The organism is Ruegeria sp. BE9, from assembly GCF_056538765.1.
The window spans coordinates 717,257-737,862 of sequence record NZ_JBQFTS010000001.1; the positions used below are offsets into that span (position 1 = coordinate 717,257).

18 protein-coding genes are annotated in these 20,606 nt (G+C 53.0%); 8 read left to right on the forward strand and 10 right to left on the reverse strand.

Annotated features, from left to right (window positions below; translation table 11 throughout):
• Positions 1–271: 271 nt before the first annotated feature.
• A complete protein-coding gene (locus ACR0EO_RS03510; protein ID WP_480687055.1) occupies positions 272–2,872 on the forward strand; it encodes a response regulator in 2,601 nt (866 codons plus the stop codon).
• Between the two features lie 51 nt (positions 2,873–2,923).
• On the forward strand, positions 2,924–4,477 hold the full coding sequence (locus ACR0EO_RS03515) for an adenylate/guanylate cyclase domain-containing protein (RefSeq protein WP_480687056.1): 1,554 nt from the start codon (positions 2,924–2,926) through the stop codon (positions 4,475–4,477).
• Positions 4,478–4,488: 11 nt separating this feature from the next.
• Here the strand turns inward: ACR0EO_RS03515 and ACR0EO_RS03520 are convergent, their stop codons facing one another.
• Both ACR0EO_RS03520 and ACR0EO_RS03525 read right to left on the reverse strand, forming a co-directional pair.
• Positions 4,489–4,857: a response regulator gene (locus ACR0EO_RS03520; protein WP_480687058.1), complete on the reverse strand. Its 369-nt coding sequence runs from the start codon at positions 4,855–4,857 to the stop codon at positions 4,489–4,491.
• A gap of 793 nt (positions 4,858–5,650) precedes the next feature.
• Positions 5,651–6,112, reverse strand: a complete 462-nt coding sequence (locus ACR0EO_RS03525) for a winged helix-turn-helix transcriptional regulator (protein ID WP_480687060.1) — start codon at positions 6,110–6,112, stop codon at positions 5,651–5,653.
• Between the two features lie 88 nt (positions 6,113–6,200).
• Between ACR0EO_RS03525 and ACR0EO_RS03530 the strand changes: the two genes are divergently transcribed.
• From ACR0EO_RS03530 to ACR0EO_RS03550, 5 genes are all read left to right on the forward strand, one after another.
• Entirely contained in the window at positions 6,201–6,971 is a 771-nt protein-coding gene (locus ACR0EO_RS03530) for a nuclear transport factor 2 family protein (RefSeq protein ID WP_480687062.1), read from the forward strand.
• Between the two features lie 45 nt (positions 6,972–7,016).
• Positions 7,017–8,093: a LysR family transcriptional regulator gene (locus tag ACR0EO_RS03535; protein WP_480687064.1), complete on the forward strand. Its 1,077-nt coding sequence runs from the start codon at positions 7,017–7,019 to the stop codon at positions 8,091–8,093.
• 152 nt (positions 8,094–8,245) lie between these two features.
• Complete coding sequence (locus tag ACR0EO_RS03540) at positions 8,246–9,190, forward strand: tripartite tricarboxylate transporter substrate binding protein (RefSeq protein WP_480687066.1); 945 nt, start codon at positions 8,246–8,248, stop codon at positions 9,188–9,190.
• 74 nt (positions 9,191–9,264) lie between these two features.
• Positions 9,265–9,690, forward strand: coding sequence for a tripartite tricarboxylate transporter TctB family protein (locus ACR0EO_RS03545; RefSeq protein WP_480687068.1), 426 nt, complete (start codon positions 9,265–9,267; stop codon positions 9,688–9,690).
• Positions 9,691–9,699: 9 nt separating this feature from the next.
• A complete protein-coding gene (locus ACR0EO_RS03550) occupies positions 9,700–11,229 on the forward strand; it encodes a tripartite tricarboxylate transporter permease (RefSeq protein WP_480687070.1) in 1,530 nt (509 codons plus the stop codon).
• 50 nt (positions 11,230–11,279) lie between these two features.
• Here ACR0EO_RS03550 and ACR0EO_RS03555 read toward each other — a convergent pair whose 3' ends face one another.
• The 5 genes from ACR0EO_RS03555 to ACR0EO_RS03575 form a co-directional block, all read right to left on the reverse strand.
• On the reverse strand, positions 11,280–12,047 hold the full coding sequence (locus ACR0EO_RS03555; protein ID WP_480687071.1) for a crotonase/enoyl-CoA hydratase family protein: 768 nt from the start codon (positions 12,045–12,047) through the stop codon (positions 11,280–11,282).
• A 43-nt stretch (positions 12,048–12,090) separates the two neighbouring features.
• Positions 12,091–13,407 carry a TRAP transporter large permease gene (locus ACR0EO_RS03560; protein ID WP_480687073.1) on the reverse strand — a complete coding sequence of 439 codons (1,317 nt, stop codon included), beginning with the start codon at positions 13,405–13,407 and terminating at the stop codon, positions 12,091–12,093.
• A 2-nt stretch (positions 13,408–13,409) separates the two neighbouring features.
• A complete protein-coding gene (locus ACR0EO_RS03565) occupies positions 13,410–13,982 on the reverse strand; it encodes a TRAP transporter small permease (RefSeq protein ID WP_480687075.1) in 573 nt (190 codons plus the stop codon).
• Between the two features lie 42 nt (positions 13,983–14,024).
• Complete coding sequence (locus ACR0EO_RS03570; RefSeq protein ID WP_480687077.1) at positions 14,025–15,074, reverse strand: TRAP transporter substrate-binding protein; 1,050 nt, start codon at positions 15,072–15,074, stop codon at positions 14,025–14,027.
• A 185-nt stretch (positions 15,075–15,259) separates the two neighbouring features.
• Entirely contained in the window at positions 15,260–16,069 is an 810-nt protein-coding gene (locus ACR0EO_RS03575; protein ID WP_480687079.1) for a prephenate dehydrogenase/arogenate dehydrogenase family protein, read from the reverse strand.
• Between the two features lie 256 nt (positions 16,070–16,325).
• Here ACR0EO_RS03575 and ACR0EO_RS03580 point away from each other — a divergent pair, with 256 nt between their 5' ends.
• Positions 16,326–17,042: a TetR/AcrR family transcriptional regulator gene (locus ACR0EO_RS03580; protein ID WP_480687081.1), complete on the forward strand. Its 717-nt coding sequence runs from the start codon at positions 16,326–16,328 to the stop codon at positions 17,040–17,042.
• A gap of 48 nt (positions 17,043–17,090) precedes the next feature.
• Here the strand turns inward: ACR0EO_RS03580 and ACR0EO_RS03585 are convergent, their stop codons facing one another.
• The 3 genes from ACR0EO_RS03585 to ACR0EO_RS03595 all read right to left on the reverse strand — a co-directional run bounded on the left by ACR0EO_RS03585 (position 17,091) and on the right by ACR0EO_RS03595 (position 20,545).
• Positions 17,091–17,489 (reverse strand): Zn-ribbon domain-containing OB-fold protein, encoded by a 399-nt coding sequence (locus ACR0EO_RS03585; protein WP_480687083.1) that lies wholly within the window; start codon positions 17,487–17,489, stop codon positions 17,091–17,093.
• A gap of 1 nt (position 17,490) precedes the next feature.
• Positions 17,491–18,669: a thiolase domain-containing protein gene (locus tag ACR0EO_RS03590; RefSeq protein ID WP_480687085.1), complete on the reverse strand. Its 1,179-nt coding sequence runs from the start codon at positions 18,667–18,669 to the stop codon at positions 17,491–17,493.
• A gap of 70 nt (positions 18,670–18,739) precedes the next feature.
• On the reverse strand, positions 18,740–20,545 hold the full coding sequence (locus ACR0EO_RS03595) for an AMP-binding protein (protein WP_480687087.1): 1,806 nt from the start codon (positions 20,543–20,545) through the stop codon (positions 18,740–18,742).
• Positions 20,546–20,606: the final 61 nt, after the last annotated feature.

Here is a 20,606-nt window from a genome sequence, read left to right on the forward strand (position 1 = left end):
GCCTGCCCAAACATCATTGCACAAAAAGCCGAACCGGAGACCTCACCGGTGGGGTGTTCTTTTAGACGTTAAGGTGCTTCGGATCAGGTCACCCAGCGCCATAGAGCTGCACCATTGGTCCCACGAGACCAGGCAGAATAGCGGCTCTGTCAACATCAATCCAAAGGCACACACAGACGGGTCGAAACAGCCTTGTTTTGATCCCGTATTTCATTTCAACTAAAAACAGTGACTTACCGACGTGTCGGTCTCACCAGATGGAGAGCGCGAAATGAACCAGTCCGACGATCACCATGTGTCGAAACCGGTTGGAACGGACCAGGCGCTGGACCGGATCGTCGATGCCATAAACACAATCCCGGAAGGCTTTGCCCTCTACGATTCCGACGATCGTTTGGTTCTGGCAAACGAGACGTATCGCAAGATGCTGTATCCGGGGCACGAAGATCTGGTGAAACCGGGGATGACATTCGAACAAGTCGTTCGCAAAGCACTGTCGCTCAACGTGATTGCAGATGCGATCGGACGAGAAGAAGAATGGTTGGCGCAACGGCTGAAACGTCACGACCATCCGGAGGGCACCCAGATGCAAAGCCGGATGTCCGGGGGCTGGATCAAGATCAGCGAGCGGAAGACCCGTGATAGCGGAACCGTTGCGATCTACAGCGATGTGACCGAACTGAAGAAGGTCGAAGCCCGCAATGCCGAGCTTGCTCAGATCCCTGAGGAAAATCCCAATCCGGTTATGTGCATCAGCAGCGACGGAAAGCTGCTCTTTGCGAATAAAGCCAGCGCCTCGATGTTGAAAGCGTTGAACCTGAAAGTCGGTGCAGCCGTTACAAAAGAATGGCTGGCACGCGTCAGGAAAGGGCTTGAAGAGAACGAACGGCAGGATTTTGAATGCCATGCTGGCGGCATGGTCTATTCGTTACTTCTCTGGCCAGTGCCGGATGCCAAACATGTCAATTTGTACGGGCGGGACGTTACGCAGCTCAAGCAAGCAGAAAAGCGGATGCGAGAACTGGCGCGCATTCCTGAAGAGAACCCTAACCCGGTCTTGCGCATAACTGATAAGGGCAAATTGATTTACGCCAACAAGGCAAGCACCCCGCTGATTGAAGCGCTACAGTTAAAGGTTGGTGACCGAGTGGGAACGGGTTGGCGCAAACGAGTCACCAAAGGTTTGCACGACGATCAACGGCAAGATTTCGAATACGAAGCAGGTGGTCTGATCTATGCCCTGCTACTATGGCCGGTTCCGGAGGGGGGCTATGCGAATATCTACGGTCGGGACATTACCACCCAGAAACAGGTCGAAAGCGAACTGCGCGTGGCAAAGGACAATGCGGAAACTGCCAATAAGACAAAGAGCACTTTCCTTGCCAATATGAGCCACGAACTCCGCACGCCATTAAACGCGATCATCGGATACAGTGAGTTGATGCTTGAGGAAGCTATCGACCAGAATGATGAGACGAACCTGAGCGATCTTCAGAAAATCCAATCTGCCGGGAAGCATCTGCTTGCCCTGATTAACGACATACTGGATTTGTCCAAAATCGAAGCCGGAAAGATGGAGTTCAATCTGGAAGCCTTCGATGTCTTTCTCATGATTAAAGATGCCGCAACAACGGTGCGACCGCTGGCCGAAAAAAACAACAATACTCTTAAGATTGTGTGCGCCGAGAACATTGGGGAAATGGTTTGCGATCTGACCAAGGTGAGGCAAGCATTGCTCAACCTTTTGTCCAACGCCTGCAAGTTCACCGAGAACGCGACAATCACGCTATCCGTCCTGCGATCGAAGGAACAGGATCAGCTGGAATTTTCAGTCGCCGACCAAGGCATCGGCATGTCGCCCGAACAAGTCGACAAAGTGTTCGAGGCGTTCACTCAGGCGGACTCCTCCACTACCCGCAACTATGGGGGTACCGGCCTGGGGCTGTCGATCACCAAGGTCTTCTGCGAACAGCTGGGCGGCGCCATTCACTGCACCAGCACTCCCGGCGAAGGGTCAACCTTCACAATTCGTCTTCCGAGCGTGTGCAAAGATTCGTCTACAGACCCGCTGCGGGAAAAAGGGGATTCCGGGGATGATCTGCATAGCGATTCAAATGCGCCGCTGGTTCTGTTGGTCGATGACGACCCGACGGTGCATGACCTTTTGGGGAGGCGGCTGCGCAAGGAAGGATACCGTGTTCTGGCCTCGACCAAGGGTGACGAAGCACTGGAACTGGCGCGCAAATTCAGGCCTGACGCCATTACGCTGGACGTGTTCATGCCCGAGATTGACGGTTGGGCGGTGTTGTCAAAGCTGAAAGACGATCCGAACATGGCAGACATCCCGGTGATCATGCTGACATTCGCAGAGGACCGCACGCGCGGGCTGTCGCTGGGTGCCAGTGAATACTTGGGCAAACCCATCGACACCGTCGCACTGCTGAACGCGCTGAAAGAGCATTGTTCGCCCCGTCCAGCACCCCTCGCCCTTGTTGTGGAAGACGAGGCTGCAACCCGCGAAATGATCTGCCGCGTACTGGGTAAGGAGGGCTGGCAGATCGAACAGGCCGTCAACGGGCTGGACGCTCTTCAGCGTCTTTCTGCAATCGTACCCGACGTCATTTTGCTCGATCTCATGATGCCTGAGATGGACGGGTTTGAATTTCTGGCGCGGATGAGGAAGAACCCGGATTGGAAAGACATACCCGTCATCGTTGTTACCGCGAAGACTCTGTCAAACGATGACCGCACGCGACTGAGCGGCTCGGTCGAGACGCTGATCGGCAAGGACGGGGATGAAATTGAAACCATCCTCAACCAGTTGAACGACATTCTGATCAAACACCGGTCTGCCTCTACAGAGGAAACATAAGTTTTGAATGGGGGCCCAGAAAATGAAGCACAAAACGAACAGGCCGTGTGGTTGGCCAATTTGCGTCAGAACCTCATCTCTCCGGTCAGCGCCATCGCCGGTTTTTGCGAGTTACTTCAAAGCGAATCCAAGCGACTGAAACTGGATGAAGTCTCTTCGGATCTGGACCGAATTTCCCAAGCAACGACTGAACTTAGTGCCTTGATAGAACAGCTTCTGCATCCCGAGATGGCGATGAAGCTGACGGTCAGCGGGGATGAAGGCGTGAAGCGGCTGCGTCACGACCTGCGAACCCCGATGAATGCGATCAAAGGCTACAGCGAGATGATGCTGGAGGATCTGGAGGACCTGAACGCAGAAAATCTGGAGCCGGACTTGCTGGGGCTTTTGGACCACGCCGAGACCTTGCTGCAACGTATCGATACGCTTACGGGTTTGTCCGGTGATGGTCACAAACTCTCTGACACACCGCGCGAGACGGCCGCGATGTTTGCCAATCTGGTCCAGAGCATGCAGCCCCTGCCTGCAGTTGCCGATACATCCGGATCAACCTGCGACATCCTTGTCGTCGATGACGCCGAAGCCAACCGGGACTTGTTGGCCCGCCGGTTAAAGCGGGACGGGCATCGCGTCTGGACTGCCGACGGCGGCTATTCCGCTCTGGAGAAAATGTCCCGACAGCCGTTCGATCTGGTCCTGCTCGATCTGATGATGCCGGATATCAACGGCTTCGACGTTCTGGCCCGGTTAAAGCAGGATGACGCCTTTCATAACATCCCCGTCATTATGATTTCAGCCCTGGATGAGATCGAAAGCGTTGCGCGCTGCATCGAAGCCGGTGCCGAGGATTACCTGCCCAAACCGTTCAACCCGATCCTGTTACAAGCCCGGATCAGCGCCGCGCTGGAGAAAAACCGCTGGCGAAAGCGCGAACGCCAGTACCTCGAGATGATGGAAGCGGAAAAGCAAAAGTACAAAGACCTTCTGCTCAGTATTCTGCCGCGACAGATCGTGACGCGCCTTAACGACGGAGAGGCTACTATCGCCGACCGCCACAATGACGTCACCGTGCTATTTTCCGATATCGTCGGCTTTACCGAGATGTCGGCCAGGCTGGCTCCGGCACAGGTGGTTTCCTATCTGAACAGGATTTTCTCGGGGTTCGACAAAACGGCGACGGAACTCGGCGTTGAAAAAATAAAGACGATTGGTGATGCGTATATGGTGGCTGCCGGAGTGCCGGATGGTCGTGAAGACCATGCCGAGGTGATCGTCGAGATGGCGCTTCGGATGCTCGATCAGGTCGAGGCGCTGAACCTTGAAACAGACCATCCGATGCATATCAGGGTCGGTGTGCATACCGGGCCGGTGGTTGCTGGAATCATCGGATCGCACCGTTTCCTTTACGATGTCTGGGGGGACACTGTTAACTTTGCAAGCCGCCTTGAAACGACGGGTGCACCGGGCCGGGTGCAGGTTTCCGAGGTCACCGCCAGACAGGTCGGACATCGCTTTGATATCTCTGAACCTGTCGAAACAAGGGTGAAAGGCAAGGGTCAGGTTAGAACCTACTATGTCACCCAACGCAAAACAGCTGCGGATTGAGCGGTTCTTCCTCAGGTCGCAGGCAGAAGTTTCCCCATCTTTTCCAGCAAACGGCTCAGCTCAACCGGTTTGGTATCGAAGTCGTCGCAACCTGCTTCCAGCGCCTTTTCCCGATCACTGGCCATCGCATGCGCGGTCAGGGCCACCACCGGGATCGAGGCCGTCTCGGGCGCTGTCTTGATACGCCGTGTAGCTTCCCATCCATCAATCTCAGGAAGGCTCATATCCATCAAAATGATGTCAGGACGTTCCTCTCCAGCCATGGACACACCTTCCAGCCCGTCCCTCGCAACGACAACTTGAAACCCTTTGCGTTCCAACCGTCGCGACAGCATATCGCTGTTCATTTCATTGTCTTCCACCAACAAGACTTTAGTCAAAACTTCCCCCTTGCGCCTCCGCATACTATGAAAACCGAATGGCTCAAGAAGTATCGAAACTTATGTTTAAAGGCCGTTCTCTGCCACCGACACGTGCAAACTTCAGTGGTCGGTGAACTCTTTCACCAATTCTATACCACGCAATGAGTATTTGGCCGACTCAGGTCGATCCGCCCCATTTGCCTACGATGGGTGTGATCCGTAGCAATTGGTTGAGAGACGTTTCACTTTGTGAACTGCTGGGAAGTCAACTGACGGCTCCGCAAAGAAAGACCCTCCAATTTGTTCCCGCACAGAAAGTCAGCTTCCCACCCGTTTGGAGCCTCAAAATGCGCTTTCGGTAGCCGCTGAAGAAGTTCACTCACCTCAAACCACTATGACACTTTCCTATGACACCCCTGCCCGCTTTCTGGATCGAAACTGTCTATTTTGCTGCCAAAAAGCCCTTGTTTTATTGATCTGAAGACTTCTGTTTGGAAATCGAAAATGGTCTCGAGAACCGTTGTGGGTGCAAGCCCACCTAGGGTTCGAATCCCTGTCTCTCCGCTATTGACTTCCAATAGTTGTGACTGAGCCGCCTATTTAACTTTGTGGCGCTTACTCCGGATCTTTGCATTGAAGGCTGACACCAGTTTTGCAGGTGGCTGCTCTGGCATGTAATCCCAAGTTCATTGTGAGTCAGGTCGATCTCTAAAAAAACGCGTTAAGTTACAACGCCTTGGCGGCGTCTATTAATACGAAAGCAGCCAAAAACTGGTTAGTTGTGACCAGATTGCCTTGGTTTTCAGTTTGCCTACTGTCGATCAAACTCCATTCGGGCTGTCCTGACCTCATCCATTTGCTCATGGGACCAGAACACAAGGGGTTTTAAAAGAGCGAGTAAGCTTCGGCCCAAAGGCGTCAATTCGTATGAAACCGCAACAGGTGGGCCTGGATCGACTGTCCTGGTCAGATATCCATCACGTTGCAAACCGCGGAGATTTTCGGTCAGTACCCTTTGCGTGATGTCCCCGATGCAACGCTTGAGCTCTCCAAAACGTTTGGGATCGTCCTCTAACGCCAGAATTATGATCATCCGCCACTTGCCGGTCACGTTGGATAAGACAGACCGAATGGAGCAGTTTGATGCCTCGGCCTTGTTGTTAACGCCTACGGGTAGCATGACAACCTCTGGTGCAATTTGAATACCAGTAGTGATTTTAGAACTTAGGTGGCCAAATTCAAGCAACTTGCGCTCACGCAGTATCCTAGACACAACCAATTGCCGAAAAGGTGCGTAATTGATATGTGGTGCATTTCCAATACTAGATATCGCCATAGAAAGAATCACAAGGACGCACCTTATGACCCCTAAAGAACTTGTATTGGCATTGTTCTCGGCTGCCTTTGTTGAGCATGATCCAGAAGCCGCTCAACAACTGGTGACACCCGGCTACATACAGCATAACCCGCAAGTCCCAACCGGGGCTGAAGGGCTTATGGGGCTGATACCTTTAGTTGAGCAGTCTGGCATGACCGCTACAACACATCGGGTAATTTCCGAAGGTGACTTTGTTGTGCTGCACAACATCTACAACAATGCAGATGCCTTTGGTGCCTCATCCCTAGCGGCCTTCGACGTTTTTCGCGTTGAGGAAGGTAAAGTCGCCGAACACTGGGACAACTTGCAGCCAGTTCCCGAGACATCTCTATCTGGTCGCGGGATGACGGACGGAGCTACTGAAATTACCGATCTTGATCAGACCCAGACCAATAAAGAGATCGTACTGGGGTTTGTCCGAGACGTACTTGCTGGCGAAGCCCCGGAAAACGTCGCGCGGTACATGGACCCTGAAGTATATATGCAGCACAATCCAATGATCGATGATGGTCTGGACGGATTAATGGCCGCTGTCGAAAGGTTTGCTGAGCAAGGCCAAGTGATAACCAAGTTCGAGCCTGCGTTTGCTGTTGCCGAAGGGAACTTCGTCTTCGTAGCAACTGACGCGATCATGGGAGGAGACTCTTGGGCATTCTTTGATCTCTGGAGGGTCGAGAATGGCAAAATCGTCGAGCATTGGGATGTTGTTTCTCCAATTCCCGATGAAATGGCACATGAAAATGGGAAGTTCTGACTGATCTTTCGACCAAGATCATTGGGCGATAAGGAAAGTCGCCCGATGATTATTTGCGACCGCGTTTTTGAGTCTGGAGAATATAGAGCGGGTCAAACCTTTTTGCCCCTATTGGTGATGCTGCCGTTAGGAACTATGGATACAACACCCTTCTCGCGGCATGTCAGTGCTTGTTGGGTTGAAAAATACCGAAACACCCCCGAAAGTTGCTTTGAACAAAGCAAAAAGCAGATGAAGCCAAGCCAAGTTGAAACCATTGTGGCGATCGCCGACGCGGGGACGATACGTGGAGCAGCGCGCGTCCTGCATAAATCTCAGCCTGCCATTTCGAGCATTTTGAAGAATGCTGAGGAAGGTCTTGGCGCGCGTATCTTTCTGCGCGAGCCAACAGGAATGGTTCCGACGGAAATTGGCCATGAGATTATCGCTCGGTCCCGCACTATTCTTAATGAATTTAGGCGCCTCGAAGAGCAAGTTCGCCAAATACAGGGAGAGATGGTTGGTTCAGTACGCCTCATCGTGTCACCCCTTGCTGCAGTAAAGGTAGTTCCGCAGGCCGTTACAGCGTTCAAGCGTAAATACCCCAAAGTCAGCATCCATATCGACAGCGGGCAGACGCCCACAGCCTTTGCGCCCCTGAAGCGTGGAGATGCAGATATCGTTATCGCTCCGGCCCCTAAAACGCAGATCGAAGAAAGCGGTCTGACCGTAGATCCCCTGTTTTCTGATCCGTTGCTGTTCGTAACAGGCGGAGAGTCAAAATTTGCTGAAGTCACTTCGGTTACTGATCTGAATTCAGCGCCGTGGCTTATGTTCGGGCCGAGAGAGCGTGAACCCATCATCCAAGGCTATCTTGGGAAAATTGGTATAGAACTGGAAACTCCTATGACCTGCTCTGATTCAGTTTTGAGCGTCATGGGTTTATTGACCAATTCCGACATGGTTTGCACTTGTCCAAAGAGCCTGTTCGAAAAGCTAAAAGAGAACTGGAACCTTGTTCAAATTCCTCTCTCTCTGGATCTTGATCCCGTTGATATAGCGATAATCACGTCCAGTGCTCACCCACCTACTTCAGCTGTCGTTGCCTTTAAGGAAATGGTTCTGAAGGAAGCTGCTGAATAGCCACCAGCTTTTGCCACTCCTCGCGACATAACTAAAACTGATCTCGATAGAATAAATCGATTTGCCGCATTTTTTGCCCCTGTTATTGTACGGCGTACAGGAAAGTTGCTCTGCCCAAATGGTTGGGTGCTTCGAGAACAGGGAGAAACGCAATGAACTTCATGCGCAATGCAGTGGGAATGCTCATCGGAACCGTGATGTCCGTTGGATCTGCGATGGCCGCAGACTGGGAGCCCGCTGGCACCGTCCGCCTTCAAATTGCCTTTGGTGCAGGTGGTAGCACCGATACGATGGGCCGCGTTCTGGCGCAGACCATGAAAGAAAACACTGGTTGGAATATCATCGCAGAGAACAAGACCGGTGGTGGCGGTGTTGCCATGTTCACCGGCATCTCGAAAATGCCGCCCAAGGGCTTGGTCATCGGTTTGGGTGTGAACGAACCAGTTTTGATCAACCTGGCTCAGCGCAGTGATCAGATGGCGTTTGATCTGGATAGCTTCGACTACATCGGAACTGTCGCAAAAGGTCAGATGGCTGCTGTTGCTGCCACGGATGCGCCTTACAGCGATCTTGCCAGCTTGGTGCAGCATGTCAAAGACAACGGACCTGTCGCGGTTGCCATCGAAACTGAAGGCATGAAGTCCTTGATGGATACTGTTGCGAACCAGGAAGGTGTTGAGTTCAACTATGTCACCAGCAGTGGTGCCGCTGAATCCCTCAAAATGATCCTTGGAGGTCAGGTGCAGGTCGCCTTCGGTACTGGCGAAGAACTGCGCTATCTGGACTCGGGCGACATGAAGGTGCTGGCCAGTGGCGGTCAAGGCCGCCTGTCCCACTCGCCTGACGCGTCGACTTTTATTGAGGCAGGCTACAACGCATTTGTTGAACCAGTCTGGTACATCGCCACGACCGCAGGCACGGACCCGGCCGCGCTGGAAGCTCTGCAAGGCGCACTGGACGAGGCTCTGAAAGACCCGCGCGTGATCGAGATCGTCAAAAACACAACCAAGATCGATCCCGTGAACTTTGGTCCTGAAGGCACAAAGCAAATGATGGTCGACGGTTTGGCTAACGCCAAGAACCTGTCCGGGAGCTAATACCTCCTCCCCGCTGGTCCTGCCGCATACGCGGTGGGGCCGCCAACCCAGCTTATCTTGTCAGGATCAACCTAATGGCATTTTCCGCAGACAGAGCCTCGGGGCTTTTTTTCTTTTTTGCTGGAGTTCTGAGCTATTTCTACGTGATCCCGACTTTTGTTGAGAGCGCCGGCTCCGGCTCTTTGCATCCTGATGCATTTCCAAACGCGCTAAGCATTCTAATCGCAGTTTGCGGTCTCATCGTTGTCGTAAAACCCACGAAACACAGGCTGCACAATCCGCGCGATATGTTGATGTCGTCCGTATATTTTGGGCTGATTTGTGTAGCGCTCTACGCGATGACCTTTTTTGGCTATGTCATCGTTTCCCCGTTTTTGGCGTTGGTCCTGATGTTGTTGATCGGAGAGTGCCGACCGCTCTGGCTGTTCGCGGGCGTGGCGGTAATGCCGACGATTATCTGGGTAATCGTCGAAGTGCTGCTTGAGCGCGGCTTGCCTTAGGAGATCATGATGGTCGATTTCGCAACTATTCTGGCAGGGTTCGGAGACGCGTTTACTCTAATCAACCTAGCCTTCGTGATATTTGGCGTGGCCCTAGGGCAATTCGTGGGTGCTGTTCCGGGTATCGGTCCAGTGATGGCAATGGCAATCGCAATTCCTTTCACATTCAGCATGTCTCCACTTGTTGGCATCTCGTTTTTGGTCGGTGTCAGCAAAGGTGGTCTGGTCGGCGGCGCGTTGCCTGCGGTTCTGATAAATACGCCCGGTACACCCGATGCGGCGGCCACTGCGTTGGATGGTTATCCTCTGGCTAAACAAGGCAAACCGTTGAAGGCCGCCAAGATGGCACTGTTTTCATCGGTGACCGGCGACACGTTTAGTGACATCGTCCTGATAACTGTGTCCGCTCCTTTGGCGATCTTGGCGCTGCGCATGGGACCGGTTGAAGTCTTTGCCCTGATGATCATGGCCTTCGCCGTGCTGTCCGCGCTGATTGGTAACTCAGTGGCCAAGGGGCTGATCGCTGCCGGTCTCGGATTCTTGTGTGCGACTGTTGGAAGTGATCCAGAGCACTACACCCCTCGCCTGATTTTCGGGATGTTCGATCTTTACGACGGACTACCTCTTGTTTCAGTGGCCATCGGTACGCTTGCGATTTCTGAGATCATTCGAAGGCTGTCCGAAATTGGTGGTCAGATGCGTCCGGCAGTAGAACTGATTGATACTGGCAATCCTGACGACAAGCGTGTCACTTGGACAGAGTATTGGGGGAGCAGGTTCATCATCCTGCGTGGCGCGGTCATAGGAACGATACTGGGCGCCCTGCCCGGCATTGGCTCTACGGCTGCGGCGTTTATGTCTTATGCGGCCACAAAAACTACTTCAAAAGACCCTGACAGCTTTGGCAAAGGCAACATACACGGGATTGCAGCAGCTGAGTCGGCGAATTCTGCAGTGGCTGGTGCAAACCTGATTCCGCTGTTGACCTTGGGCATCCCTGGTAGTGTCGCGGCATCGTTGATCATCAGCGCTTTCATGATCCATGGCATTCAACCCGGTCCGCTGTTGTTTCAAGACCAGGGGCGGCTGATCTATGGATTGTTCGGAGCAATGCTGATGGCCAATTTCACAAACCTTTGGCTTGGCCAGGTCGGCCTGCGCCTTTGGGTCAAAGTGATCTCGGCGCCGGAATCGATCATCTTTGCCTCCGCGATCCTGTTGTGCTTTGTCGGCGTGTCGCTGTCTACAAGCGGTCTGTTCGGTGTCGGGGTTATGCTGGTCTTTGCAGTCCTGGGCTATCTGATGACATCATTTGGTTATTCCATCGTCATCTTCATCATCGCTTTCTTCCTAGGTCCTCGGTTCGAGATTTCGTTGTCGCAAACACTGTCCCTGTTGAACGGAGATTTGACGCAAATCTATCGCTATCCCATCGCTGTTGCCCTTCTTGTCATGGCGGCTGCATTTTTGATCTGGTTCTTCACCAAGAAGGCTAACCTCCGGACAGGAGATGAAGGCCCGGTCAGCATTGAGGATTGAGGCCATTACCAATGGAATGAAGCTTGAAGTAGGTGCTGGTGTCTTTGCGCTTAGTCGAACTTCGGATCGCGTTTTTCTAGAAACGCGTTCAGCCCTTCTTGTGCAGCCTCAGAGGTTTGTGACAGCGCCGCACACAGACTTTCTGTAAATAACCCGTCGTTGCGTGACATGTCGTTGATCCGGCTAATAGCCTGAATCATGAAGTAATTTGACATAGGTGCGTTCGAGGCAACCTCGTGCGCAATCTCAATCGCCTTGTTGGTGGCCTCGCCTTTATCAACAAGATAGTGGGCAAGGCCGAGGTGCACCGCATCCTCAGCGCCATATTTTCGACCAGTCAGCATCATCTCAGTCATTCTGTCCGAACCCAGAATACGGCCGACCCGGACGCTTGCACCACCCCCGACAAATATTCCACGGCGGCCTTCTGGTAACTGAAAAACTGTGGTCGAATCCGCGATGCGCACGTGGGTGGCAGCGGCCAGTTCCAGCCCGCCGCCGATGACGGCACCGGTTAGAGCCGACACGACTGGCAGACCTCCAAACTGAATTTGATCCATCACCTGATGCCAGCCCCGTGAGTGGTGAACGGTTCCTTCGGCATCCCGCAAAACATGCTCGCTCAAATCCAGCCCGGCGCAAAAGTGCCCACCTTCACCGCGCAGAACAACGGCTTTAGCTCCCTTCGGAGGGTTTAAAAAAAACGCATTGATGGCCGCCAACAGCCCATCGCTCATCGCGTTACGTTTCTCAGGCCGGTTCAAGGTGAGAATGACAACTGGCCCATCGGTTTCAATGCTCAGAATCTCTTCGGACATTTTTGTTGCTTTCTACCTTGATTGGAACCTCGAATTCATCGCCTCAACCCGGCAACAAAAACAGACTAATGGCCGGAAATAGAACCAGAATTACAACCCGGACAATGTCAGAGCCCACGAACCATAGAACGGCCTTGTAGGTGTCTTTCATCGGAACACTTGGGTCCATCGCATTGATGATGAAGAGGTTCATTCCGACCGGCGGAGTTATCAAGCCGACCTCAACCACGATCAGGACGACGATACCGAACCAAATCGCAAGATGTTCGGGGCTCATCCCAAAATCCAATTGGCTGATGACTGGAAAGAAGATGGGTATGGTCAACAGGATCATGCTCAGGCTGTCCATCAGGCAGCCGAAGACCAAATAAAAGATCAAGATGACGGTCAGGATGGTCCACGGGCTGAACCCCTGCCCAACCACCCAACCGGATAATTCCTGAGGCACTTGGCTAAGTGCTAGAAACCCGTTGTAGAACCCCGCGCCCAGAATGATGAAAAAGATCATCGCTGTGCTCATAGCGGTTGCAAGAATGCTGTCTCTTAGGACGGCCCAGTTGAGATTGCCTGAAACCCAGGCCACCAACCCGGTACCGGCGGCGCCAACGGCTGCCCCCTCAGTTGGGGTAAACCAGCCCAAATAGATGCCGCCAACAACAACACCAAAAACCAGAAGCACAGGCCATACTTCTAACAACGCTTTTAGCCGATCTGCATATGGAACGGGATCGCGTTCAGTTGCGGCTTCTTCATTGACCCTGACATAAATCGAGATCGTCAGCATGTAGCCTATTGCTGCTAAAATGCCGGGAACGAAAGCAGCAAGAAACAGCTTTGCGATATTCTGTTCGGTCAGGATGGCGTAGATGACCAGTATAACTGATGGAGGGATCAGAATTCCCAGCGTGCCTCCGGCCGCTAGCGTTGCAGTCGAAAAACCGCCCGAATACCCGTATCGCCGAAGTTCAGGCAGCGCCACTCGGCTCATTGTGGCGGCAGTCGCCAAAGAGGACCCGCAAATCGCGCCGAAACCGGCACACGCTCCGACCGCAGCCATTGCAACGCCGCCTTTACGGTGGCCAAGCCAACTTTCCGATGCTTTGAATAGGGCCGCGGACATTCCTGAAAGCGTTGCGAACTGCCCCATCAACAGGAACATTGGAATAATCGTGAGCGAATAGCTTGAGAAGGTCGAATAGGTCTCGCTTTTCAGTTTGGCCAAAAAGACGTTTGTTCCGCCGGTCACCAGATACAAGCCGCCCAACCCGCATATCATCATGGCTAAACCAATCGGAGCCCTCAGGAAGATGAGCAGCAGCAAGACTGGAAAAGAAACGTAGCCGATTTCAAGCGCGCTCATTACTATTCACCTGTGGAATAAGGTAGATATTGCCGCCCTGTCAGAAGCTGGGCAACGCGAGCGCAGGCGCAGTAGACAGCAACAAGCGCCGCTACAAAAGCGGCAAAGAAGCTTGCTGCATAAGACCACCAAACCGGGAATTGCAGAAGGAACGTCGTTTCACCATACGCCAGTTTGGATTGCATTCCGACAAACAACCGCCACGCGATCAAAACGATGATCGCAGACAAAACGATTTCCCAAAAAGTCGCCAGTATTTCGTTTAACTTAGGAGGGAGCTGCGAGGTGAATACATCAACAACGGCGTGCCCGCCGTTCAACTGGCAAAGGGGCAGAAAAGCAAAGATAGCAAATGCCACACCTGCTTCGACCAGTTCAAAGTCACCCTGTATAGGTCCCAGACGTGTCAACAAGCCGGACAAAGCTGTCAGGTTTTCTGACACGAAACCAGAGTGGCCCAAGCTGTTCAAACCACGGCCAGCGACGCTGATGCAGGTCAAAACGATCAAAGCCAAAAGAACCAGTCCACCAAGCACAGCAAGGGCTTGGGAGGCCGCCTTAACAAGTCTCGTCAAGGAAACCTCCCGAGTTTACGGTGCAGGTGATTTGCGGTGAAGTCACTGGGTGTTCTGCTCAATCAGTTCCAACGCACGCGCACGCAATCCGGTGCCGTCGACACCTTTACCATCCATTTCAGCGACCCATTCATCCACAATCGGGGCCGCAGCATCTTTCCACGCGGCGACCTGGTCAGGCGAAAGCTCTATGATGTTGTTTCCACGCTCTTGGGCTGCCGCCAGTGCGGGTCCATCATCCTTTTGCATTTGACCACCGGCAAATGCCGAGAACTCTAGCCCGGAATTCGCATCGATGACAGCCTTCAAGTCGTCAGGCAAGGCATCGTACTTCTCTTTGTTCATCGCAAAGATGAAGGTCGTCGTATAAAGCGTGTCATCTCCGAACATGGTGTGGTTTCCGACCAGTTCCGGCACTTTAAGTGCCCCGGTTACTTCCCAAGGGATAACAGTCGCGTCGATCACACCCTTTGACAGCGCTTCTGGCACCGCAGGTACCGGCATTCCGACAGGTGTTGCGCCCAGCGAGCTGAACATCATGTTCGTAACACGGGTCGGTGCACGTAGTTTCACGCCGTTGAGGTCTTCAATGGACTCAACAGGATCACTGGAGTGGATCACACCGGGACCGTGAACCCAAAGACCCAGCACTTTGAGTTGGCCAAAGTCCTGATCCAACATCGTTTCTTCTGCCAATTGCCAAAACGCGCGCGAGGTTGCTTCGGCATTGGTCATTGTAAACGGTAATTCGAAAACCTCGGTGCGCGGGAAGCGCCCGGGTGTATACCCAGAGACCGTCCAGATTATGTCCGCGACACCGTCCATCGCCTGATCGACCAACTCTGGCGGTTTGCCGCCCAGTTGCATGGCCGGGAACCTTTGAACTTCTATCCGCCCGTCCGAGTCAGCCTCAACTTTGTCGGCCCAGACGTCTAGAATATTCTTTGGCACATTCGCCTGCGCTGGAAGGAAATGGTGCATTCGCAAGGTGACATCGGCGGCAAAGGCACCGGTGGCTAACACGCTTCCAACCAAGGCCGTGGTGGCTAAGCGACAGGTTCTGCCTGCGAGATTTGCAATAATTGCCTTCATAATTTCCTCCCCGTTTTTGTTTCGCTTCGTCAGCGTATAGGTTGTGACTGGTGTTGCATCGCGACACACCAAACCCACCGCTCTCCTGAGACTCAGAAACTGACACTACCTTAAGTTCGCTTTTTTCGAGCGAAAGTGAAAACTTCTATGTGTTAGTTATTAGTTTTAGAAACTAAATGCGCGGATCAGTAGGAATACCACATTCCATCGCTACGGTTCGCCGAGGAGTGCTCCAACATTTTTCGTCGAATTTCCCGATCGCTTTGATCAAAGCGTTCGATGACCTTGGCGCAGTATGGGTTGTAGCGCACAACCTGCTCGAACAGAGCGCCGTCATTTCTGACCGCATCCACGGCATCCATTAGAAAGCCGAAGGAAACGGTGTCAATTTCGGTTCTGAGGAATCCCGCATTCGCTACGACCTGTCCCACGTAATGGGTCAGAAAAAGAGTTTCAGCTAGATCCCGATCATGTTGATCGGCTGTAGTTTCGACAATCCTGATCCCCAAGTTGCCAAGGATTTTGCAAGCTGCCGCATAAGTCTCAGGCTTTAAATTGTGCTCAGTGATGACAATTCGAAACCCGCCCAGTTTTTTGCCAACTTTCTTAAAGCTCTCCGGCCCGAACATGGGGTGGGTTGAAATGTATCGACACGGAAGGTCTAATTCTCGCAAGACACGGCCGGTGTGAACCTTGACCGTTGCGACATCCACCAAAACTGTTTCCGTTGCTACGTGTGGCAACAGTGACTTTAGTACTTCTGAATAGGTGCTAATTGGTACGGCCAGAAACACAACATCGCATGCAGCGACGTCTTTCAGCGACGACAGACGGATATCTTCAGCTGTGGGTTCCGGTTCAAATACATGAACCGGATTGTCAGGAAGGTACTGTTTCAGCAACGCGTGAAGAAAACGACCAAACTGCCCATAGCCAAGAATTCCAAAGGAAAGGCTTGGATTCACTTCTTCGGAAATAGACGGATCTTTCGTCATTTAGATCGATCACTTTTGACTGGCGGCTTAGGCCTTAAAGCGACTGGTAGACCAGCCTGGGTAGTGCGAATTTTCCCTACCAGAACATAACCTTAAATGAAAGACAAAGATGCGTTAAGAGCTGTTATATAGCACTGGCTCGCCCATCCGAATTCTAATGACCGAGAGGCTTGCCGACAGCACATTGGCCGTGCGATCTTTGTACAGGACCACAAGAAGCGGTCAGCTCACAAAGTTAAAAAAATTGAGGCCAGTATTGACTTCAGAAGCACGCAGAAGACCCGGCAGGCGACGCAAGAGCGAACCGAACCTCAGCAAAGGGGAAATCATCGACGCCGCGATCCGCATTCTTGATCGAGATGGAACCGAAGCCTTTTCTATGCGCAACCTCGCCAGCGAACTAAAGGTCTATCCGACCGCAATCTACTGGCATGTTGAAAACCGCAATGCCCTGATCGGAGAAGTTATCGCGCGGGTCCTATCCGATCTGCTGCCAGACGATTTCGAACAGGATTGGCAGGAAGGCATTCTGCAACTGTGCCGAAACTACAGAGGCCGGATTAAGAAGCACCCGAACATTGCGCCGTTGATCGGAATTCAACTGGTTTCGAACTCCAGTCTCGATTTTCAAATGATTGAACGCATTCTAACCGTTCTGGAAAAAGCTGGCTTTGAAGGAGATTCACTACGAGCTGCCTACAACACAGTGATCTCTGCGATGGTCGGCTTTACGACGCAGGAATTTGCGCTTGTACCTTCTGAATCCAGTGACAGCTGGTCCCATGCGATGAAAGCCGCAATTCGGGATGTGGATTCGGAACGCTTTCCAACCACAGCCCGCAACCTGCCTTCCCTGGAAAACCAATCCTTCATTATGCGATGGGAGAACGGCACGCTCTCGCCCCTTGATGACGGTTTCGAGATGTTTATCCGTTCCGTAGTTTTGGGGCTGGCGGCCGGCTTGAAAAGTTAGGTGCCGCCCTCCCTTCTGTTTAGGCTGAGGTCAAGTTCAGCGGTCTGATCAGTTGCCTGTGTCGGGTGCGAACATGGGAACCAGCTGGCCGTTTGTGCTGGGGGCAAAAACGACGCGGACGGTCTGTCCAATCTTGACTTTGTCAAAGTCGCAGTCAGTCAGAGCACTTAGAACGATCGGTCCCTCAGCAAGCTCAATATAAGCGATGCAGTGCTCTGCCCCGTGCCGCTTTGTGACGCTAAAGGAATAAACCTGCCCGGCGCCGCTGGCTTGGAACCACTCGGTCTCTGCCGTCCCAGTAAATGGACTAAAGGTACGTGGTGGGTGAAATGCTTTGTCGGTTCCAATGCAACGTTTCAGCAGCAGCTGTCCATTATTGGCGGCATCCCAATACACCTCAGTTTCAGGTGTGATTTCGGGTGACGTGGGGAGTGATTGCTCAGTCATATCAAACCCTTTCCATAATTAGCGTGGCACTGCCATGGCGCGCTCCAAGCTGCCCGCCTGTGCCATGTGCCAGCGCCAGATTGCAATCTGGCACCTGAACAGCCGGGTGGGCCTCACCGCGCAGCTGCCGAACCGCTTCAATCATTTTTGTCATTCCGCCGCGGTTGCCTGGATGATTGCTGCAAAGCCCACCACCGTCTGTGTTGACTGGCAGCCGGCCAACGCCTGAAATTAGATTGCCGTCTTCAACAAAGCGCCCGCCCTGCCCGGGCTCACAAAACCCTAGGTTCTCAAGTTGGACAAGAACGGTAATTGTGAAGCTGTCATAGATCGACGCGTACTGAATGTCCTGCGGTGTAATCCCTGCCTCAGCAAAAGCGTCGGCACCAGACTTAACGCCGCCCGAGGCAAGAATGTCGAAGTACCCACCGTTCAGGTGTTTGACGTTGAAGCCTGCTCCTGTCGGCGTAATCATCGGGCGGTTCAACGACCGCGCAACATCTGGATGCACGACGACCAATGCACCGCCACCATCACTAATGATACAACAATCAAGTCGATGCAGGGGTGACGACACAATTGGTGAGTTCACAACATCTTCGACCGTAACAACATCGCGCAATTTCGCGTTCGTATTATGTTGCGCGTGGTGTGACGCTGCCACTTTGATCCAGGCTAACTGTTCCGACGTTGTGCCGTGTTCATACATATGTCGCTGTGCAACCATGCCGTACATGTTGGTAACGACCGCGCCGTAAGGCAGCTCGAAGGGGGCTTCAAAAGCCGTCTGACGTTGCTCTCGGTGATCGCTTTCCGGCGTTTTTCGTTCTGCACGCGGCCGACCCGCCTGAGTAATTAGAGCAACGCGGCACTTTCCGTCGGCTATCGCCTGCACAGCATGGGCAACATGATTGATGTACGACGAACCCCAGCTTTCCGTGGTGTCGAGATGACGTAGGTTTAAGCCCAGATATTCGACGATGGAAAACGGGCCGACACCCGGTGCCTCCCACCCAGCTACGTCCCCCGCGCAGAAGAAGCCGTCTACATCAGAAACCGACAAGCCGGCATCTGCCAGCGCGCCCGCTGCAACTTCGGCATGCAGTTGCGCCAGAGGGATTCCGGTCGCGTCGCGGGTCGGATGTTCGTAAGCGCCGACAATAAAGGCTTTGTTCTTCATGCTCACGTTTTCCCTGTCATGGTGTTTGCTTTGTGCACAGATGCGGTTGAGAGATCTGCGTGCTTCAATCTTATCTCAGCCTGATGACCGCCGGATCGGCGTCATCAAATAGGCGTTCAACCCACTTTTCACGGGTTTTTAGCAAGAGTTTCTGGTTCAGGTTTCCTTTGTGCGTAATCTCTCCCGCGGCTAACGAGGGCTCTTCTTCAAGAGCAAGGATGCGTGCGATGCGCATGGATGAACTGCCGCCTTCTGCCGCAAAAGCTTTCATCCCGTCAGCCAACGCCGCGAGTAGTTCGGGGTGAGACAATGCCCCGTCGCCGTCCGTTTGTTCACCTTCATTCAAACCAGCAAGGTAGGAAGGTTTCACAAATGCCAAAGCCCCGATTTCGTTTTGCCCATGACCACAAATGACAAAGTCTGAAACAAGATCATTCATTACACTGGCGGCTCGGGTTCTGACTTTTGAAGCCTGCACCCAGGTGCCTGTAGACAGTTTAAAGTCTTCAGAAATCCGCCCATCAAAGAACAACCCTTCCTCAGGATGTTCTTCGTCAACGAACCGCACAACATCGCCAGTGATTAGGTATCCATCGTCGTCGAAGGTTTCGGCCGTTTTTTCAGGTTCGTTGTGATAACCATCTGTCACGTTCGGACCATTGACACGAAGCTCATATGCTCCTTCCGCAAGCGGTAGAAGTTTGGCTTTCACCCCCGGCAACGGCACACCGATAACCCCTGCCCGCTTCATCGGCCCATGTACCATAATGGCCGCAGGTGCGGTTTCTGTCATGCCCCAACTTGCCGACATTTCCGGAGCGCTGCCAGTCTCGGCAATAGCCTGTTCTTTCAGTTCATCCCAGATGGCCTGAGGCATCGAAGCCGCCGCGTAAAAAACTAGGTTCAGATCGCCAAAGAACGACTTGCGAAAATCCATATCGGTGCGCATTGCCTGCGCCATCATGGAATACCCCATCGGCACATTGAACGAGACGGTTTGACCAATCATCGAGATGTTTTCGATACTCCGCGCAATTCCCTTTTCTGTCGGGCTGCCATCATCCAGATAAAGCGCTCCGCCATTCGACAACATCAGGTTAAAGTTGTGGCTGCCGCCGAAAGTATGGTTCCACGGCAGCCAATCGACTATGCGCTGAGGGCTGCGAGACAAAAACGGCCAGACTTGACCAATCTGGGTTTGATTGGCGGTCATCATACGATGAGTTGTTCGAACGGCCTTGGGCAAAGATGTCGAACCCGAAGTGAACACCAGTTTTGCGACTGAATCTGGTGTGACTAGTGCTTTCGCAGCATCAACGTCGGCATGGTCCCCTTTTAGAAGTTGGTTAAAAGGTATCCCGTGTTTGCCGTCAGCTGAAATCACGTGCAGCCCATCCAACGCCCCCGAGTTCAATGCAGCCGAGAATTTCTGGCTGTCTTCTACAAAAGCGGCGCCGGGATCGATGGTGTCGAGCGCGTGTCTCAGTTTATCATGTGCTGCTGGGATCAAAGAGTACTGCTCAGCCACAGCGACCGATGGGATGCCCACGTATTGTGCTGCCAAAGCAAGTAACGCGTGTGCCGTGCTTTTCCCGGAAAGCAGAATCAAGGGTTTGTTCGGCCTCAAACCCATTCCCAACAAAGCTGCCGCAAGTTGGCGCACCTGAGCGTGCGCTTCGCCATACGTCGTTTCCTTCCACCCCGCGCCCGAGCGTTCGCCAAGGAAAACAGCATTTGGTGTCTGTGCGGACCAATGATCCAGCCAGTCACCCGAACGCGCCACGCCAGGCCGCAATGGATAAGGTGACGATAGTTCAACCACCCCATTCGCATGGGTTTGCATGATCGTTCGCTGAGGCAAAAATATCTCGCTCATGGTGTAACTTAACTCCTCCGAATCCGCGCAGCACCAAGATGCGGCTGGACAAAATGCACTC

What these genes read in the sequence shown, in the direction of transcription:
- ACR0EO_RS03560 (WP_480687073.1), bottom strand. Translation starts at nt 13,407, where the DNA reads ATGAGCGCGCTTGAAATCGGCTACGTTTCTTTTCCAGTCTTGCTGCTG.
- ACR0EO_RS03535 (WP_480687064.1), top strand. Translation starts at nt 7,017, where the DNA reads ATGATTATTTGCGACCGCGTTTTTGAGTCTGGAGAATATAGAGCGGGT.
- ACR0EO_RS03575 (WP_480687079.1), bottom strand. Translation starts at nt 16,069, where the DNA reads ATGACGAAAGATCCGTCTATTTCCGAAGAAGTGAATCCAAGCCTTTCC.
- ACR0EO_RS03555 (WP_480687071.1), bottom strand. Translation starts at nt 12,047, where the DNA reads ATGTCCGAAGAGATTCTGAGCATTGAAACCGATGGGCCAGTTGTCATT.
- ACR0EO_RS03510 (WP_480687055.1), top strand. Translation starts at nt 272, where the DNA reads ATGAACCAGTCCGACGATCACCATGTGTCGAAACCGGTTGGAACGGAC.
- ACR0EO_RS03540 (WP_480687066.1), top strand. Translation starts at nt 8,246, where the DNA reads ATGAACTTCATGCGCAATGCAGTGGGAATGCTCATCGGAACCGTGATG.
- ACR0EO_RS03590 (WP_480687085.1), bottom strand. Translation starts at nt 18,669, where the DNA reads ATGAAGAACAAAGCCTTTATTGTCGGCGCTTACGAACATCCGACCCGC.
- ACR0EO_RS03545 (WP_480687068.1), top strand. Translation starts at nt 9,265, where the DNA reads ATGGCATTTTCCGCAGACAGAGCCTCGGGGCTTTTTTTCTTTTTTGCT.
- ACR0EO_RS03530 (WP_480687062.1), top strand. Translation starts at nt 6,201, where the DNA reads ATGACCCCTAAAGAACTTGTATTGGCATTGTTCTCGGCTGCCTTTGTT.
- ACR0EO_RS03570 (WP_480687077.1), bottom strand. Translation starts at nt 15,074, where the DNA reads ATGAAGGCAATTATTGCAAATCTCGCAGGCAGAACCTGTCGCTTAGCC.
- ACR0EO_RS03585 (WP_480687083.1), bottom strand. Translation starts at nt 17,489, where the DNA reads ATGACTGAGCAATCACTCCCCACGTCACCCGAAATCACACCTGAAACT.
- ACR0EO_RS03550 (WP_480687070.1), top strand. Translation starts at nt 9,700, where the DNA reads ATGGTCGATTTCGCAACTATTCTGGCAGGGTTCGGAGACGCGTTTACT.
- ACR0EO_RS03595 (WP_480687087.1), bottom strand. Translation starts at nt 20,545, where the DNA reads ATGAGCGAGATATTTTTGCCTCAGCGAACGATCATGCAAACCCATGCG.